The organism is Acetivibrio cellulolyticus CD2, from assembly GCF_000179595.2.
In the GTDB taxonomy this organism is placed as follows: Bacteria; Bacillota; Clostridia; order Acetivibrionales; family Acetivibrionaceae; genus Acetivibrio; species Acetivibrio cellulolyticus.
This window is the reverse complement of the sequence record NZ_JH556658.1, coordinates 311,544-327,595: the sequence shown is the minus strand read 5'-3', so window position 1 is coordinate 327,595 and position 16,052 is coordinate 311,544. Positions and strand designations below refer to the sequence as shown.

Annotated in this window: 24 protein-coding genes; all 24 read right to left on the bottom strand. The window is 34.9% G+C overall.

Annotated features, from left to right (window positions below):
* Positions 1-68: 68 nt before the first annotated feature.
* Entirely contained in the window at positions 69-653 is a 585-nt protein-coding gene (locus ACECE_RS29555; protein ID WP_010249504.1) for a DUF6550 family protein, read from the bottom strand.
* 150 nt (positions 654-803) lie between these two features.
* Entirely contained in the window at positions 804-1,349 is a 546-nt protein-coding gene (locus tag ACECE_RS0217265; RefSeq protein WP_010249502.1) for a hypothetical protein, read from the bottom strand.
* On the bottom strand, positions 1,346-1,726 hold the full coding sequence (locus ACECE_RS0217260; protein ID WP_040428629.1) for a DUF4320 family protein: 381 nt from the start codon (positions 1,724-1,726) through the stop codon (positions 1,346-1,348). The genes ACECE_RS0217265 and ACECE_RS0217260 overlap by 4 nt, the downstream gene beginning before the upstream one ends.
* 31 nt (positions 1,727-1,757) lie before the next feature.
* Entirely contained in the window at positions 1,758-2,645 is an 888-nt protein-coding gene (locus tag ACECE_RS0217255) for a hypothetical protein (RefSeq protein ID WP_010249498.1), read from the bottom strand.
* A complete protein-coding gene (locus tag ACECE_RS31865; protein ID WP_085946259.1) occupies positions 2,633-3,283 on the bottom strand; it encodes a JAB domain-containing protein in 651 nt (216 codons plus the stop codon). Before ACECE_RS31865 ends, ACECE_RS0217255 begins: the two co-directional genes overlap by 13 nt.
* A 165-nt stretch (positions 3,284-3,448) precedes the next feature.
* On the bottom strand, positions 3,449-3,751 hold the full coding sequence (locus ACECE_RS0217245; protein ID WP_010249493.1) for a hypothetical protein: 303 nt from the start codon (positions 3,749-3,751) through the stop codon (positions 3,449-3,451).
* 21 nt (positions 3,752-3,772) lie between these two features.
* Positions 3,773-4,699: a type II secretion system F family protein gene (locus ACECE_RS0217240; RefSeq protein ID WP_235715982.1), complete on the bottom strand. Its 927-nt coding sequence runs from the start codon at positions 4,697-4,699 to the stop codon at positions 3,773-3,775.
* 3 nt (positions 4,700-4,702) lie between these two features.
* Positions 4,703-6,088 carry a CpaF/VirB11 family protein gene (locus ACECE_RS0217235; RefSeq protein WP_010249489.1) on the bottom strand — a complete coding sequence of 462 codons (1,386 nt, stop codon included), beginning with the start codon at positions 6,086-6,088 and terminating at the stop codon, positions 4,703-4,705.
* Positions 6,081-6,833: a ParA family protein gene (locus ACECE_RS0217230; RefSeq protein WP_010249487.1), complete on the bottom strand. Its 753-nt coding sequence runs from the start codon at positions 6,831-6,833 to the stop codon at positions 6,081-6,083. Before ACECE_RS0217230 ends, ACECE_RS0217235 begins: the two co-directional genes overlap by 8 nt.
* 11 nt (positions 6,834-6,844) lie before the next feature.
* Entirely contained in the window at positions 6,845-7,612 is a 768-nt protein-coding gene (gene cpaB, locus ACECE_RS0217225; RefSeq protein WP_010249485.1) for a Flp pilus assembly protein CpaB, read from the bottom strand.
* 15 nt (positions 7,613-7,627) lie between these two features.
* Positions 7,628-8,083 carry a prepilin peptidase gene (locus ACECE_RS27925; protein WP_010249483.1) on the bottom strand — a complete coding sequence of 152 codons (456 nt, stop codon included), beginning with the start codon at positions 8,081-8,083 and terminating at the stop codon, positions 7,628-7,630.
* A gap of 25 nt (positions 8,084-8,108) precedes the next feature.
* Positions 8,109-8,441 (bottom strand): hypothetical protein, encoded by a 333-nt coding sequence (locus tag ACECE_RS0217215; protein ID WP_010249481.1) that lies wholly within the window; start codon positions 8,439-8,441, stop codon positions 8,109-8,111.
* 13 nt (positions 8,442-8,454) lie between these two features.
* On the bottom strand, positions 8,455-8,667 hold the full coding sequence (locus tag ACECE_RS0217210; RefSeq protein ID WP_010249479.1) for a hypothetical protein: 213 nt from the start codon (positions 8,665-8,667) through the stop codon (positions 8,455-8,457).
* Between the two features lie 50 nt (positions 8,668-8,717).
* Complete coding sequence (locus ACECE_RS0217205) at positions 8,718-9,551, bottom strand: conjugal transfer protein TrbL family protein (protein WP_010249476.1); 834 nt, start codon at positions 9,549-9,551, stop codon at positions 8,718-8,720.
* Positions 9,552-9,619: 68 nt separating this feature from the next.
* The gene (locus ACECE_RS0217200; protein ID WP_010249474.1) at positions 9,620-9,883 is read right to left on the bottom strand and encodes a DUF6133 family protein; all 264 of its coding nucleotides are present in this window, start codon (positions 9,881-9,883) and stop codon (positions 9,620-9,622) included.
* 72 nt (positions 9,884-9,955) lie between these two features.
* Positions 9,956-10,252 (bottom strand): Mbov_0395 family pilin-like conjugal transfer protein, encoded by a 297-nt coding sequence (locus tag ACECE_RS0217195; protein WP_235715981.1) that lies wholly within the window; start codon positions 10,250-10,252, stop codon positions 9,956-9,958.
* A 106-nt stretch (positions 10,253-10,358) separates the two neighbouring features.
* Complete coding sequence (locus tag ACECE_RS0217190) at positions 10,359-11,888, bottom strand: VirD4-like conjugal transfer protein, CD1115 family (protein ID WP_010249471.1); 1,530 nt, start codon at positions 11,886-11,888, stop codon at positions 10,359-10,361.
* Between the two features lie 365 nt (positions 11,889-12,253).
* Complete coding sequence (locus ACECE_RS0217185; RefSeq protein ID WP_010249470.1) at positions 12,254-12,871, bottom strand: Imm5 family immunity protein; 618 nt, start codon at positions 12,869-12,871, stop codon at positions 12,254-12,256.
* A 13-nt stretch (positions 12,872-12,884) separates the two neighbouring features.
* Complete coding sequence (gene tssD, locus ACECE_RS29545; RefSeq protein ID WP_010249469.1) at positions 12,885-13,895, bottom strand: type VI secretion system tube protein TssD; 1,011 nt, start codon at positions 13,893-13,895, stop codon at positions 12,885-12,887.
* Positions 13,896-14,089: 194 nt separating this feature from the next.
* The gene (locus ACECE_RS0217175) at positions 14,090-14,482 is read right to left on the bottom strand and encodes a hypothetical protein (protein WP_010249468.1); all 393 of its coding nucleotides are present in this window, start codon (positions 14,480-14,482) and stop codon (positions 14,090-14,092) included.
* The gene (locus ACECE_RS0217170; protein ID WP_010249467.1) at positions 14,479-14,859 is read right to left on the bottom strand and encodes a hypothetical protein; all 381 of its coding nucleotides are present in this window, start codon (positions 14,857-14,859) and stop codon (positions 14,479-14,481) included. The genes ACECE_RS0217175 and ACECE_RS0217170 overlap by 4 nt, the downstream gene beginning before the upstream one ends.
* A complete protein-coding gene (locus tag ACECE_RS0217165; protein ID WP_010249466.1) occupies positions 14,849-15,133 on the bottom strand; it encodes a hypothetical protein in 285 nt (94 codons plus the stop codon). The genes ACECE_RS0217170 and ACECE_RS0217165 overlap by 11 nt, the downstream gene beginning before the upstream one ends.
* 3 nt (positions 15,134-15,136) lie before the next feature.
* The gene (locus ACECE_RS0217160) at positions 15,137-15,820 is read right to left on the bottom strand and encodes a hypothetical protein (protein WP_010249465.1); all 684 of its coding nucleotides are present in this window, start codon (positions 15,818-15,820) and stop codon (positions 15,137-15,139) included.
* Positions 15,821-15,824: 4 nt separating this feature from the next.
* Positions 15,825-16,019 carry a hypothetical protein gene (locus ACECE_RS0217155; protein ID WP_010249464.1) on the bottom strand — a complete coding sequence of 65 codons (195 nt, stop codon included), beginning with the start codon at positions 16,017-16,019 and terminating at the stop codon, positions 15,825-15,827.
* Positions 16,020-16,052: the final 33 nt, after the last annotated feature.

Here is a 16,052-nt window from a genome sequence, read left to right as displayed (position 1 = left end):
TCTCCTTTCAGGCAAATAAAAAAGAGGTAAATCATAATGACTCACCTCTAATTCATAGCTTTATTTAATTAATTCATATCTCCTATTTGTTTATTCCAATCTCCATCCGAATCACTTTTTTCTCCAACGTTTGCTCCACTATCTTTCACCCATCCAAAGCCTGGTACATATGTTTCACCTTTATCGTTTGTTTCTCCCCCTTGAGGAGTTTTATCTTTTGACTTGTCAGGTTCAATAGGTTTCACTGTTGTTTGTGGCTTTTTATCTGGATTGGTCAATTCTTTATCTTTTGGCTTTTCATGTGGTTTTTCTGTACTCAATGCTGTTTTCGGCTTTTCTGGTGGTTCTGGTTTCTCTAACGCTTCTGTTAATTGAATATTATTAGACGTTGTTGTAGCTTCAACCTCTGTATCATTCTCTATAATAGTGGGAGAAACTTCTGTAACAGTACGTTGAATAGGAATAGGTGTTGTAGTATCCTTGATTTCATCCATATATGCAGCATTATCTGTTGGTTGCATGGCAATAGGAACTTCAGAAATATTTTTATCTTTACCAATGAATGAAAATATTCCTACCATAATTGCAACACAAAGTAACAGCAACCCTGATACAATTAATCCCTTTTGTTTTTTGGGAGTCATCTTTTCCATTTTTATGTGCCTCCTTCCTCTTTAAAGACTAAATCAAACTACTATCACGTAAAACAAACTATAAAGTCAATTCAAGATCTTCCAATCACTTCATATTATATCACCGAACTTTCGTAATGTCTATATTGATAATACGCACTATGTTTCGTATTAAAATTTGGGTACATAACCTGCTTTTAGCTTTAACTTAAACTTCACATTCGGTAGATGTTCCCACCCAAAAGATAAAGGCATAGTAATATGAACAGTCCCTTCAACAGTAAATTGATTGGTTCCAATTACATCCGAAGGTGCTAAAGGTGCATTCTTCACATCAACATATAGATTGGAAATAGCATATTCCAGATTGCTTCCTGCATATTTTATATATTTATCGCCTTCTTGTACTACGCTTAGGTTTTCTTCAAGTCTTTCATAAATATTCCCGGTACTGATATTCTCAGTCCAACTTGAACCAGTTAAAGTATATCCGCCGGAATACCCTTCCCTAAGACCATTATAAACCTCATCCCAGTTTTCAGTAGCTACGTCAATTATCGAGGATTGTACAGCATCCCTTATACCCATTGCCACAATCATAAGTCTCATATATTCAAAAGCCGCACTTGATAGAATAATGATTACAAGAACAATGGCTACTATTAGTGGTGTAGAACTGCCTCCTTTATTTAGAAGAATTTTTCTGAGTTTAATCATTTGTGGTATACCTCCGATACGCCTGTTGCTTTAGCAGTCAAAGTTATAGGAAATGATGCAAAATCTCCAAAGAGGCCTATATTAACATTTGTAGTTAAAGTAACTTTAAACTCCTCATTAAGCTGTATATCACCAACCTTTGACCACACTATTGTCGGTTTTAATCCGGTTTCATTGGAAAGTTGTTCTGATTTCACTGTTGTATCAATTCCGATTTTACCCGATATTTCAGCTGTTCTGCATAGCTCGCTTGCAAATGTATCTAACTGCTGCTTTGCTATAAACACTGGCATAACTTTGATAACAATAGCTAAAAGCATGGCAATTACCAATACAACAACACATGCATCCACAAAACTGTTCCCCTTTTTATTCATTAGCTCCCTCAAATAGCATCCTTCCTTTCCTCTAAAACATATTTCCTAAAGCTCTCATGATTTCATATCCAAGAATTCCTAAATAAATTAACAAAAAGCATCCCAACATCATAAAAGAATACTTCTTGATTTTTCCCGGCTGTTTCATAGCAAGTAGTTTTAGCTTTTGGATTTCCAATTGTTTAAAATCATGATTTAGCATTTCAAAGTAAATTACACCATTATCTCCTCTCTTAACTGAAATAAGCCCTCTCACCACATCTGATAACATAGCACTACCTATTCTCGATTCAAGCCTGGTCAGTGCTGTTTCCTCGTTTCCTGATTTCATATCTGCAATGGTGACTTCAATCTCCTGTTTGAATTTCTCTCCTGCACTTTTTTGGTATGACTTTAATATTGCAGGCACATCCCTGGTTGCCTTTAGGGATTGAGTTAAATTTGACACAAATCTTGGCAATTCATACTCAATCTCTTCACGTTTTTGTCTGACAATTTCATCTGCTGCACGCATTTCCTTAAACAGCATGGCTATGGAAAGTAATATGATTACAGGTGTTAGTATTGGCAAGAAAGGAAGTATCGGTATAATCAATAACGCTATTAGCCCTGACTTTATCCATGCTTTTGCTATGTATGTTTCTGGCGTCATCTTAAGTCCTGCCGATTTAAGTGTTGCTGCCAACTTTCTTTTTTTGTAATCATCCAATTTTATAAATTTTGATAACTTTGTTGCTGCTTCAAATATAAGGGCTTCTATATTTTTTGTTTTCTTTTTATCCTGCCTTGCAACACTAATTACCGCCTTTGTAGTCGCAATCTTTGGCAAATGAAATATATGTGCTGATATATTGAATAATCCAACCGATAGGAAAAAGGCAGTAAATCCTATTATGAAAAATATCATTATCTCTCCCATTCACTTTCCTCCTCAGTGTCTTGCCCCATAAAGCCAAAGCTTTTGGTAGAATCATCCAAAGAAATATCAAAATCTTTTTCTACTTCCTTTGCAGTTGAAACATTATTAGAACGTATCGGATCATAAAAGATGTTTTCTGCTGCCTTTGGAATCATTCCCCTCTCTTCCATTGAAAGATAGCTGTTATTTGCAACAATAATGTGATCAAGAACATTTATCTGAAGTGGTGTAAAAATTGAGACCAAAATCTGCGTAATTTCTTTATCCTGCAGAGAAGGGACCATGCTCCCACCAGGATGGTTGTGAGCAACAATCATTGATTTACAGTCACAATCAAGAGCCGCTTTCAAAACAGCTCTTGGATAAACAACAGCTTCGCCGATGCTTCCTTCCGATAAAACCTTTGTTTCAATAACATTGTTACCTTTATCTAAAAACGCAACCACAAATTTCTCTTTATCCTTGACTCCTCCTAGAATTGAAACAAAATACTCCCCAGCTTTTGTTGAAGAATTGAGTGTCATCCTGTTATCCATTTCATACAGTTTAAGAAGCCTATAGCATGATATGAATTCATTCAGTATATTAATTTTATCGAGTTGTTGCTTATTAGGCTCAATAATGCTAGGGTGTTCCAATATATTGAATAGATTATTCTCAGCAAAATAACCGCAATCACATTCAATTGTAACATGTGTTCCAATATATTGAATAGATTATTCTCTGAAACATATTTTCTTACTTTTCTTTCTGATAGTCCTGTCAGACTTGTGAGTCCCTTTATAAAGCTGGCAAGATGTGATTCATCGTAATTTGGCTTCAAGACCTGCACCACCTTCCAAGGTTCTAATTTTTTTGTCGCCATATTCAATATTTAATACATCTTCTCCAAGACCAAAAAGAACCAGCTTGACAGCATTCAGTTTTTCATAAACATCTACTGAAAAATCAAAGGTTGCAAGCTTTTTAAAAAAGCCCTCCACTCCGTATATTTGAATGTATTTATTGATTTCATCTGTAATGTCTGAATCAAATGCAAAGAGCTCCCCTAAAAGACTGGAAGCCCTTTCATAATCTCTTTGTTTTATTGTAGTATTATTTATCACTTTGAAAACCCCTTTCATATTTTATCTTTTATACTCTATTGGTCTTGTAATTCTTATCACTGCTGCCAAGGAAACAAAAATAGCCAATGTACATACCGCCAATATTCCTTTTCCCAATACAGTATCTACAAGCACTCTGAACCAATCTTTATTCAGGAAGTAGATGAGCGGAATATTCAAAACTAACAGCAGTGCCATCGTGATAAACTCCTTCAACGGTTCATACATCAGATAATCCAACTCAGCTGATACAATTCTGACATCCGAAAGCTTTGAGATAATGGGTGTAAGCGTAGTTTTTAGGGTTTTATCCTCTTGGCATGCAATCATTGCATCTACCCATTCACTAAAGACATGATGATTGAGCTTTGATTTCATATCATTAAGTGCCTGCTTCACATTGACATTAATCATATTTGCCTGTGTCAAAAATGCTTTAAATGCATTAGATATAGGTGGATTGATATAGCCTATGTTCTCTTGAACAGCCGTAATTATGCTTTCATTTCTAAAATAGCTTGATGTAATAATAGATAAGGCTGTTTCCAATTCTGCATTTACCTGTTTTTTAAAAGAATGAGATATAAATATCAGATACCAAAAAGGAATGAGGGATAAACCTATTGCAGCAACGGGAATCATGAAAATATTCTCCATCAAGATCGAAGCAAAAATACCTGCCACCATAAGTATAAATGAGATAGCAAACACCATTCCGAATTTAGCTTCCTTTCCCATTAGTGTTAATACATCTCCTGCTTCTTTTACAGTTTTTCTAATTCCCCTTAAAGGCTTTGGATTTTTTACTTCTTCTATCTTTTTACTTATGGTTCTTTTGCGGTTTTGAAATGGCTTTAAAAGATTTTCTGCAAACTCAAAAATAGATAGATTTAAAAGCAGAAAAGAACCTAAAATCAAACCAACTAGAGCCATCAATATCAAAAACATCACCTATACATCAACTCCTCCCATTATGCTTTCAAACAAACTCATTGGCATCCCATTTTCAAGAAGTCTTTTTTGCATACTCTTTGAAATATCATTTACTTTCTGATATTCTCCTTTGATAGATAATTTGCCATCTACAACCTTGTTTTCAACAACATTGTAGCGAAACAAAGTATGAATTTTCCTCGTTCCATCCTCTAAAATTTCACATTCTGTTATCTCCATCACTTTGCGGCTGCCATCCTCAAGTTTTTTTACAAACATCACTATGGGAAAGGCTTCCGTTACAAGGTTATACAATGTCTTGTCTGCAATATCATACTTTTGGGTACATAAAGTGACCATTCGGTTGTAAGTAGCTATACAGCTATTGGCATGAGTTGTGGTAATAACGGCATGCCCTGTTCTTGCAGCCTCTTGTGCTGCAAAAGCTTCTGCTGACTTCATCTCTCCTACACAGATAATATCCGGGTTACATGTAAGAGCATACTCAAGTAATTTTTCCTGGTCTATATTTTGCTTCTTATCTTCGGAGTATCTGGTAACAGTATGTACAATACTATTTACTACATTACCATCTTCATCTTCCCTAACAAGATCAAACTCACGGCATCCATTTTCAATTGTAAAAATACGCTTTTCATTTGGGACACTGGATAGAATCCAACTCATAAGAGTAGTTTTTCCTGAACCCGTACTCCCTGTAACGCACATGGATAGGCCATATCTTAAACATATACTTAGAAAGTCAAGCATTTGGGCTGTAGCTGTATTGTTATTGATAAAATCTTCTCTTGATAGTTTTTGAGGATTGATGATACGAATTGATGCTGCTACTCCTTTATCTGAATCAGTAATGGGATTACCCAAAACAGTAATACGGATTTTATTTGAAAGATGTCCTACAACTCCGGGCTGTGAGTTATCAAGAATCATCCCCGATTTATGCAGCAGCCTTCTAACCACATCAACAGCATGTTCTGGACTATTAAATCTCTCTATGGATGGAACAACTCTTCCATCTGAATAGGTAATCTTAACATCTTTCCAGCTATTAATATTGATTTCTTCAATATTTGTAACAAACAGATACTGGGTGAGAAAAGAAAACTCAGCCATTTCCGTATATAACCGCTCAATAAGCTCATCAGCACTCATTCCTTCAACACTCAGGCTATAATCCGCAAGGTATTTTGCAATGTATGCAGTAATTTGCTGTTTTTGCTCTCCTAGCTGGTTATTCCCATTTGCACCTTCTGTACTACCAGAATTATTTACAATCATGGTGGCATATTTACTTGAAATGTATTCTTGTATTTCATTTAAAACTTCAGTAAATTCCTTTTTGTTCTTTGCCACATTATAAAACAGGCCAAGATTTCTACTCATTCCCAAAGACCTCCTTAACTATGGCTTTGATTGAACTATCAAAATCCTTTGCCGATTTCCCTTTAATTTCATCAAACAAAGTAAGAGATGCTGCTTGCTCTTCAATATCCTGCACATGAGGTAATATATGCGAAATACCACCATAAACATTTTTGTACTCTTCAATATCCTGCATTGGTTTGGCATTAGATAATACTTTGATATGACTGTCAGCATTAAACTTCTGCTCTCCCAATAATGGCATTATGGACATAAAATAAGAGATGCTTTTCAAATCACATCCCCCAAGTCTTAATACACTATCTGCAACTTCCAATGCCACCGTAGATAAAATATTTCCTGTTAAAATGCTGGAGCAATCTATCACCACATAATCAACGATGTGTCTTAGAAGTACGAAAAAATCAACTGCTCTATCCTTTCCATACTCTGCATAGGAATAGGGGTTTTCACAAGCTTTATAGCCTAATAAACTTAAATACGGATTGTTACTTAATGCAATGCTGTTTTTTAAGATTACTTCCTGAGTGATGTTAGAAGCTGCTAAAACATCTCCGATGGAAACTTCTACAGGTTCTTTTGATTTATATATGGTTGGTAATGCAGGGCAAATATCATCACATAGGATGAGCAAAACATTCTTCTTTCTACTGCTGAGTTCATTGGCAAGCTTTATTGAGGCAATCGTCTTACCACAATTCGGGCTTCCCCATACTGCCAGCATTTGTTTTCCCTTGCTACTCATCGAACTTCCTCCTATTTTGTTTGTTTTATCGTATTTTCTGTACTTTTGCCTTTAAAGTAGTTATCCTGGTCATTTAGGAATTTCTTTGCATTTTCACCAGAGCCTCTATAAACCAAAGTCGCATGAATATTCCCCTTTTGCTCCAAGTCAGCAAGTACCTTCGCTTGCTCAGTATTAACAATCAAAGTCAGTGTCGAAGGCAATTCAGTTTCTTTGTCTTCTTTCTTTATTTCTGCTTGTGCTTGCTGCTTATCCATTCCGCTTTCTGTTGTTGCAGCCAAAACCTTTACATATTTAAGCTCAGATGGAATGGTTGCTGACCCCATATTGTCATAATTTGATGAAATCAGTGTCACAATATCACCTGATTCTAATTTACCAGACAAGCCTGCAGCAAAGGATTTTATTGTAATGGACATTGCTACTTTGGTTCCATCCAAATCATTTAGGTATTCAAACTCAAGCAAAGGCTTGTCCGTCACCTTTGAAGACAAAATATAATCACCTTTCATGAGATCACAATTAACGTATTTTCCAACAACATCTTCCTTTCTTTTAATAATATTTTGCGGAAGATTATATGCTCCAACCTTTACAACTTCCAACTTATTGCCGGCAATCACCTCTCCTTTTTTCATATCTGATGATATCCTTATTATTTCTGTCTGTGCTTTTAATCCGCTGTTAAACATAGGTGTAAGTATAAAGCATATAAAAAGTGAAAGAACGATACATATAAGACCAATAGCTGTTCGACTCTTTATAAAGTTTAATTTCATAACCGTTTGCCTCCCTTAATTTTTAATTCTCATTAAATAAAATGCTATGTAAGAAAAAATACCTCCTGCACAGAAAAACGGTGCAAGAGGCAGTGTCATAGTTCTAATTCTATTCTTACTATCATGACATTTTAAGCATAATCCAAAAAGCAAAGCCATTGTAAGTGAAATGATACTATGTAATGTGCCAAATGTAATCCCCAGCACAAACCCACAAGCTGCCATAAGTTTTATATCACCGCCACCCATTGAAAAGCCACTGTCTTTTTTAATAAAGACAGCCGCAAGCACGTACGGCAATCCTGTCGTAATAAAACCCACAACTGCATTCCATGGTTGTATAGCTAAAAACCCAGTTGATAGTATAAGCACTACAATAGTGTCAGGTATTTCTCTTTTCCTTAGATCCCATAAAGCAGCAAAGATAAGGAGTACAACAAATAAGCACCCCTTTAATATCAATACATTCATTTTTCAGATTTGCTCCCTCCTTTTGTCATTTGTCCTTTTTGGCAATCATGCCCCATTCATCACCATAAATATATGGATAATACTTCTGACTTCTTGCAAAACGGACCATATTCTGAACCTGGTCTACAACAGATAGATTGGTCTGATCCTTGGTTGTCATCATCACTGAGCCAATTATACCAGCTAAAACGCATACCATTGTTGGTGCTGCACTATGTGAAAATATCCATATGATAAAAGCAACCATTCCAGCTGCCAGTGAACCTATTACAGACTGCAAAAGTTGCTTTCTTCCAAAACCAGAAAAGATTTCTGTTTCGGTTTTTACTCCCATTGGGATATAAAGCTTTTCTTCCATCATATCCTCCTCACTAACTCTTGTAGTAATACAGAATTAAATCCTTGATCTGCCAGATACTTTCGGCAATAATGTAGAAAATCACTGTATTCTTAGCCCTTTTTCTATATTGAGTTGACTCTTCTTCGGCAGCAGATAATCGAACCATGCAATAAATAAATCTTGCAACGGCTCCAATTCTAACAAGACTGATTATGGCAACAGAAATATCGTCAATAGTCACCACTGCCTAAGCACCACCTTTTCAATAAAATTCATTTCATTGCAACCCATCCTTTACTTTGCAAGATTCTTAGCCATACCTACGAGCCTTACACTATGATAAATATTATTAATGACTCCTGTACCTCCTCCACCAGTTGTTATCAGAAATTCCTGTAAGAATTTTGGTGTTTTGATCGCTAGTACCATACATGCTACTCCCCAAAAAATATGCATATTTATCATGAGTCCAACACCTAATTTTGCTAGAGATATCTGAAGGACAATAGCTAAAGTTGATTGGAAAAACTTATTGATATACGACTTAAATATTCCCTTATCGTTATCTAAAAGGCCCACACAAGCCATAGGAATTCCAATTCTAAGTATTAAAATTTCCAGACCTCTCATTAGAAATTGAAAGTATAGCATAAAGTAGCATATTAAAAATATTAATCCAAATATTGCCGTTACCAAGCCTAAAGATGAGATGCCTGTTACCCATGCCTGCCAATCAAAATCTGTAGCTACTCCAATTGCTGTGAGAATTTGATTTGTCATATCTTCAACAATACCACCAAGCCAACCATAAAGTGTTGGGAAACAAATGGCTACTGCCAAAGCTCTTAGGAAATTAGTCAGAAGATATAAAGGTTCTTCGTCTGCATCCCCATCAGTCCACATGACATAGACTTCAAAGCCCTTTTTTAGAAACTTCAAAATTATCAAAGATACTCCAAATCCAAATGTTACATCAAACAAGGTTTCTGCTAGATTTACACCGGATACAACTGTCATATACTTTTCAGAATATAGTGTCATAGGCACAATATCCGTCAAGAAGTTATCAATAAATGCAATAGAGCCATTAAGCAGGGCAACAATGAGCACTATTAAAATTGCTTCCAAATTTCCTTCACCCCTTTCAATGGAGTAAATATAAGGCGATGCCTAAAACACCGCCTTATGAAAAAAGTTTATCCCTTGAAATTAAACATATCTTTGATTTTCTGTGTAATTGTTGGCAATACTGTGTTATTGATGACCAGATATAGTCCTGCAAGGATTAAAGCTCCCAGCACAATAGAAATTAATACAGTTACTGCGACATCAAGCGTACCTTGTCCATCTTTGTTATAAAATACTTTCCTTGCCCTTTCTAACATATTAGATGCTTTACATCTTGAATCAAGTGCTAATAACATAGCTTTGTTTTTGGTATTTTTCATAAATTTACTCATTTTGAGCCTCCTGAAAATAATATTTTTTTGTAATAAAAAATAAAGCCACGGCATAAACATGACTTTTAGATACTATTTGTAATAACCAATAATAAGATTTAGTGTTGCAGAACCTACAACTGCACCAAGGCATGAAACAATTGCAACCACAATTCTGTCATTCCACTTTTTCTGATCCATTTCATCAGCTGCCGATCTACGTATACAAAAATAAATAATAAGCAGTCCTGAAACTACCGGTGCAAGAACCATAAGCCAAGTAGTCACATCTCCAATCAGCTTTTCTGTTCCTGTTACCACCTTACTGTCTTTAATTCCATCAGCATATACTGGTATATTGCTTAGAATCAAAAAAGCAAGTGTAGTCATTCCCACACTTGCCTTTTTCCAAAGACTTGTAGCTTTTGTTTTTAATTTTTCGGTATTCACAAATTACCCTCCTGTCAGATTTTTTCTCACTCTTTTCGTGATATTTCTATTCAAAATCACCCTCACTACTCACATAGGCACCACCTCCTTTATCTGCTGCTTGTTGTATTTTTCTTATAATGTCTTTTTGATAGTAAATCCAGATGTTCCATAATGCTATTTCTTCATGCATATCCGTTATTACCGGACGACTTTTCTCCCTCTCTTCTCTTAACTTGCGATTATGTTCCTTATCTCCAAGGCCAAGCATTTTATTAAAGTGCCATTCTGATAAATCAGGAGAATACATAATTGCAGGATGTGTTCTTGAGGTTACAATTTGATATGGTCTTCTTATACGCCTTATCTCATCAACATTTAAGAGCTTGCGTTCAATCAAACTTATACTGTGAGAACTAGATGGTGTAGTATATTTTGCATGATTTGCTGAAAGCTGATAGCTCGAAACAGTGTATGTACCAAGCTTTTCTGATATCTCTCTTAATGTATCCATATCATCCGCCTGTAAATAGACCCAAGTCTGACAATTAGCTTTAATGGTATCTGAAGTATTTTCATCATACTTCTCTTTTAATTGTGAAAACGACTGAATAAAGAGATTAAATCTTATTCCCCTTCCTCCACCAACAGTCAACTTATTTGTAAAATCAGTAATCGTTGTAAAGTTTCCAAACTCTTCAAGCATAAAGTTTACTCTCTGCAATAACCGTCCACCCCTGCTATCAGCTAAATTTGCCAATAGTTCATACTGTTGTGAAACAACAAGGGATGCAACCGGATAAAATGTAGTTTTTTCGTCAGGCAGAATTATAAAAAGTGCTTGTTTCTTTTGACCAATATCCTGCAATTGAAAGTCACTTTTATGGGTAATGGCATAGATAGATTTACTGGTAAACAAACGAAGTGTCGTTAGTGCTGAAGTATAAAAGCTTCCCCTTGTCCTACTTGGAGCAACGTCTGAAATTGAGAGAAGTGCTTTTGCAGGGTGCGAAGATGGAAGTTTTTTAACATATTCCAGTAGTGGCATTTTATTGCCAATGGTTTTTACCATTTCAGCAATAAACCAATAAACATTGGTCAGATTCTGATACTCTGGACGATACTTATTATCACAAACAACACAAAGAATTGATGCTGCAATTATTGAGCATTCACCATTTGTCCAGATTTTCTCTCCTTCCGGTTTACCGACAAGGCTATTTGTCAGGTCCCATGCCAGCATTTCTGCTTTGTCGGTATCACCCTCATTTACTGCGTTAATGATAGGTTGTAGTGGATTATACCTCTGGCTTTTGGAAGGATTCTTAAAGTCTAAGGTCAGTACTTCATAGCCCAGTTTTTCAAGAAATGTTGCAGTGTAATGAAAAAGTTCTGCTTTTGGATCACTGATTACAATGGATTCTCCTGCAAGTCCTAGTGCACAGATGGATTGAATGACCAAGCAGCGGGTTTTACCAGATCGTGTGGCTCCGATGCACAGTAAATGACTGTCTTCACCGACATAATAGATGCGTTCCTTGTTTCCTTCTTTCTTTAGACCAATGACAACACCTCCTTGTGAGGTAATAGTGGACATAGGGCATCAACTCCTTTCATAGGTTGTGATTCTTTTTCTATCTCGTAAAGAATTAACAGTAAGTGCACTTTGGATGATTAAGGTTTATTTCTTTTTTTCTCCAATTGCAATTCCAGAATTGCATCAGCGATTATAGTATTTAGTGATAAAACCATTCCTAATTGTATTCTAAATTGTAAAGAAGAATCATTCAAACATGTTGTTGAAAAGGGGGTTATAAGGTGTAATTTACCAGAATCTAAAGAGGGCAAATCAGAAACTGAAAGAAGTAAAAAAAGGTTGAAAAATCGTACCGCTTACTAAGCTAAACATTCCAAAAAGCTCTTATCTTTTTTTAAAGATAAAAGCCTTTTTTGTTAACTAAATTAAATTTGCATTGCTTTTGGTATAGCTTTATCTAAATACCATAACCAAAATTCTCGTTTTTTAAGAATCTTAGTTTTTTCATCGTATTGTTCGCTTTCTGAATATGCGAGAGAAGAATAAAAAGCAGTATCCCAAGTGTATGGGTCTAAATCTTCGTCAAGTAAGTTTTCATCATCTTCACCTAAATCTTCATCATTCAGTGCTACCATTACAGCATTAATTGAGCAATGTCCTACATATATTGATGTACCGTAATCATTATCATCACACATATAACTATCTAATACTGCCCAAAAATCATTCTGCAACTCCCATAAAGAATCCCAATCTTTGTCACCTGACAAGTAATCATTTATGCTCTTTAAAAGGGTGTTAGGGGTATTATCATCAAGCATTACATTATTCCATATAGGTAAAACATAATTAACACATAAAACAGAAAGTTGAAGTCTACGAAGATAACCGTCAGTTCTTAAAACTCGTCCTTCACTGTCCTCACTGTGTTCACCCATAAGACTATATATTTTTTTTCTTAAAGGCAGTATAAGTTGACCTTTTGGGTGATTATTAACTTCATTTTTCGCTTTATTTAATAAATCTTTTAGTTCATCTTTCATAAAATATCTCCTTTCATATTTCCCTTATTACACCATTAGGAAAGAATATTCTTGTCTTTTTAGGGTCTGTTGTTATTTTTACTTGTTTTGTATGTATAGCGTGTTTGCTAAAATACTCCACGCAATTAGGACACATAGGTTTAGAAATACCTATGGGTTTATCTGTCAAAAGTGATAATTGCTTTTCCGCATGACAAGCAAAAAAACTTCCCTTTATTCCATTATCATAAAAGTCTGGCATTTTAGCAGGTAACTCATGTCCAATCTCCTTACAATAATCAAACATAGTATCCAATGAAACTCTCGTAAAGTCTTTAGGGGCTTTAGTTGTTTTTCCATCAAAACCGCTTAATGTGATTTTACCATTAGAAGCAACACAACCTTTTAATTTTTTTGTTTTTATAATATCTGTTGCTCTTGTATAAGCCTCTTTAGACTGTTCTATTTCTTTTGCAAATATTTCTTTTAGTTTATCATCAGAAAGACCACTTAAATCTTGCTCACTTTGTTTTGCAAGCCTATCTGTAAAGCTCATAGTAGTTTTTTTAGCACTTTCTACTTTTGGAATATTTTCCATCATGGCTATTTTTTTCTGAATTATTTTAACTGGTTCTTCAACTTTATTAATTACAGTATTATTTGACTCTTTACTTGTCACTTCAATATCTTTAGCAAAAAATTGTCTTATATAAAGTGTAAATGTTCCAACTCCTGTAGAATTTGAATAATTCTCTGAATAATCTACTACGAATGCTTTATTAAAACTAACTTTCCGAACTAACAATTCTTTTTGGTATTGCTCGACCGTAATTTCCTTATAACACTCTGGATTACTTCCTGGAAGTAATGCCCATTTATAAAGTCCTGCCGTTTTTTCGTCAGTGTCTATTTTTCCTGTGATTATCATCGAATTTCTTGGATTTGTGTGTCTACTATTATAATCGTTAGTCGTTTCTGTGCTAAAAGATACATGCTCTATGCTTTCTTTTAAAATAGTTCCATCTGAAATAGTTATCTTATACATATTAAGCCATCCCCCCTTACGTACGCTGAACTTTAACATATATTCTATTAAAAATAGTGTTAAATGTAAATAATTATTTAAATATAAAAATAACTGGGGAATTCTAGCTATTTTTAGCGAGCTTATTTCATAATATTTTCATGTAAGTAACTCTATTTTATCACAATACCCATCTTCGTCCATAGGAACTCCTACTACATAGCGTTTTTATCCAAAACAAAACTGTCAAAAACTTTATCTTTCTCTTCATCCTTAAGCCATCTTGCCGATCCATGTTGATATTGACCGACTGGCACCGGTGTCTTTATATCTGGAGTAATCTCTACTAAATTGGACTGATAAGGCCTTAAATTTGTGAAAAAGAACATTACAGCTATCACAGCCACAAGTCCTTGAAAGCAAAGGAATAGCATTAGATGTTGCTTACTATTTGCCATACTCTTTAAGCACTCCATAACAGAAAACAACTGTAGAACTTTACTTTGCCTTGATAGTATCGAATGCACAGAAGTAGTAAAAAGGATATTAACCAATCCACCAATAATAAAAATCAATGAGCAGATTAATAATTTTGCCTTGGTCTTCATCTTTCAAACTCCCCACTTTTATCAATCTCAAGTTTAAAATCAATTTCATTAAAAGTTTCAAATCCTGTATCAATATCTGCATCATCCAATTGCTTTAGTGCATCCTGCTTGGCAATAAATTCTGGATTAGTAACAATTCCCTGTTCTATCAGTTCATCTGCAATTATTGAAGAGGATAAATCATCTACAAAGCATAGATTTTCACCATCTTTTTCTGCCAAATCAATTACATTTTGAGGCAACATTTCTTCTGCCATTTTCTTTGGCATCATTATTCCTTTATGATTGGCACCAACAATTTCATAGATACCAATAGCAATTTCTGCACAGGTAATTATGTTACCCCAAATATTTGCGTTTGGTCTGCTATCTTGCATTTATTTCACTCCCATCCACAAACTCCATATTTGCTATAAGGCTGAGGTATTCTACACCCAGCCTTTCAATCATTTTATACTGGTTTTTTAAAACAATATCTACAGTCTGCTCCGAACAATATTTCATCATATCTTGAATGTATGTACCAACATCTAATCCAACAGGATTCTTATAATATTGTTCCTCGGGCATATGCTCTAGTTGTTTATTGAGATTGCTTTTATATGCCAAAAACCTTGCTATAGCAATAACCTGATTACTTTCATTACTCATAACTCAGCCTCCAATCTCTGTCTCCATATCTTGCATAAACTCTTCCTCAAAATCAAAGTCATACTCCCTGCCTCGAAGTTCTGGAACAATATCTTCAATCTTTTCAATCATCCGACCAACTGAAAGCATATCGTCATTAGAAATGTTATTATCCAACAAAGTAAGTTTTATAAGGTTTGAGTATAAAACAATAAGCTCTGTCTCTGAAAATAAAGCCTTCTCATCCACTAAGCCTGATCTTATGGCAAAATCCTGTGTAGCTGATTCTTTATTATAGAAAAATTGTCTTTGAAGAGGCTGTTCGGTTTTCGGTGCTATACGAAAAGTCGAAAATACATATCCAAACAGATGGTGTTGCTTACATGCCAGTATGACATTATTATACTGGGTCAGTTTAACAGCCCCATTTTTAAGTCTTTCCTCATTATCAGTATAAGGACACTCTGTACATATGCCAACTTCTACAGCTGTTTTTCTCGCTGTCTCCTCAATAATGTTCAATACTTTATCTTTTACAGACACAAACGGATTTCTCTCAATGGTATCTGCTTTTGTATAGAACGCTATGAGTTGATTTTTATAGTAAACATCTGCAAGATAATCTGAAGAAGTTGACCTTTTGACCTCAAAACCTCTCCTTGCAAGTTGTTCAAAAAAACTTTTATAAAAGTCCATTTTAGTACGCATTGAATTACCTCCTGTTCAAAATAGCAGTTTTTAGGTTCATCGCTCTCATCTTGTTTTTCTTTCTATCCAATTCTTTTTGCATAAAGCATTTATCGCCTGTTTGTGGAAACATACAACTTGGCTTTGTCAATTCCAAAATAAAAGGACACCCACGGCAAGGATGTCCCTCAGGATACTGATATACTGTTGTATTTGACATTTTTCTCTTTTCCTTTCTGAAATATAAAAAGTA

Bases quoted from the DNA above. Each gene is read 5' to 3' on its own strand.
- ACECE_RS0217190 (WP_010249471.1), bottom strand. From the start codon at position 11,888: ATGTCCACTATTACCTCACAAGGAGGTGTTGTCATTGGTCTAAAGAAA.
- ACECE_RS0217230 (WP_010249487.1), bottom strand. From the start codon at position 6,833: ATGAGTAGCAAGGGAAAACAAATGCTGGCAGTATGGGGAAGCCCGAAT.
- ACECE_RS0217215 (WP_010249481.1), bottom strand. From the start codon at position 8,441: ATGGAAGAAAAGCTTTATATCCCAATGGGAGTAAAAACCGAAACAGAA.
- ACECE_RS27925 (WP_010249483.1), bottom strand. From the start codon at position 8,083: ATGAATGTATTGATATTAAAGGGGTGCTTATTTGTTGTACTCCTTATC.
- ACECE_RS0217165 (WP_010249466.1), bottom strand. From the start codon at position 15,133: ATGAGTAATGAAAGTAATCAGGTTATTGCTATAGCAAGGTTTTTGGCA.
- ACECE_RS0217195 (WP_235715981.1), bottom strand. From the start codon at position 10,252: ATGACTACACTTGCTTTTTTGATTCTAAGCAATATACCAGTATATGCT.
- ACECE_RS0217175 (WP_010249468.1), bottom strand. From the start codon at position 14,482: ATGAAGACCAAGGCAAAATTATTAATCTGCTCATTGATTTTTATTATT.
- ACECE_RS0217255 (WP_010249498.1), bottom strand. From the start codon at position 2,645: ATGGGAGAGATAATGATATTTTTCATAATAGGATTTACTGCCTTTTTC.
- tssD (WP_010249469.1), bottom strand. From the start codon at position 13,895: ATGTATAAGATAACTATTTCAGATGGAACTATTTTAAAAGAAAGCATA.
- ACECE_RS0217260 (WP_040428629.1), bottom strand. From the start codon at position 1,726: ATGAATAAAAAGGGGAACAGTTTTGTGGATGCATGTGTTGTTGTATTG.
- ACECE_RS0217265 (WP_010249502.1), bottom strand. From the start codon at position 1,349: ATGATTAAACTCAGAAAAATTCTTCTAAATAAAGGAGGCAGTTCTACA.
- ACECE_RS0217240 (WP_235715982.1), bottom strand. From the start codon at position 4,699: ATGTTTTTGATATTGATGGCTCTAGTTGGTTTGATTTTAGGTTCTTTT.
- ACECE_RS0217170 (WP_010249467.1), bottom strand. From the start codon at position 14,859: ATGCAAGATAGCAGACCAAACGCAAATATTTGGGGTAACATAATTACC.
- ACECE_RS0217200 (WP_010249474.1), bottom strand. From the start codon at position 9,883: ATGAGTAAATTTATGAAAAATACCAAAAACAAAGCTATGTTATTAGCA.
- ACECE_RS0217235 (WP_010249489.1), bottom strand. From the start codon at position 6,088: ATGAGTAGAAATCTTGGCCTGTTTTATAATGTGGCAAAGAACAAAAAG.
- cpaB (WP_010249485.1), bottom strand. From the start codon at position 7,612: ATGAAATTAAACTTTATAAAGAGTCGAACAGCTATTGGTCTTATATGT.
- ACECE_RS29555 (WP_010249504.1), bottom strand. From the start codon at position 653: ATGGAAAAGATGACTCCCAAAAAACAAAAGGGATTAATTGTATCAGGG.
- ACECE_RS0217160 (WP_010249465.1), bottom strand. From the start codon at position 15,820: ATGCGTACTAAAATGGACTTTTATAAAAGTTTTTTTGAACAACTTGCA.
- ACECE_RS0217185 (WP_010249470.1), bottom strand. From the start codon at position 12,871: ATGAAAGATGAACTAAAAGATTTATTAAATAAAGCGAAAAATGAAGTT.
- ACECE_RS0217155 (WP_010249464.1), bottom strand. From the start codon at position 16,019: ATGTCAAATACAACAGTATATCAGTATCCTGAGGGACATCCTTGCCGT.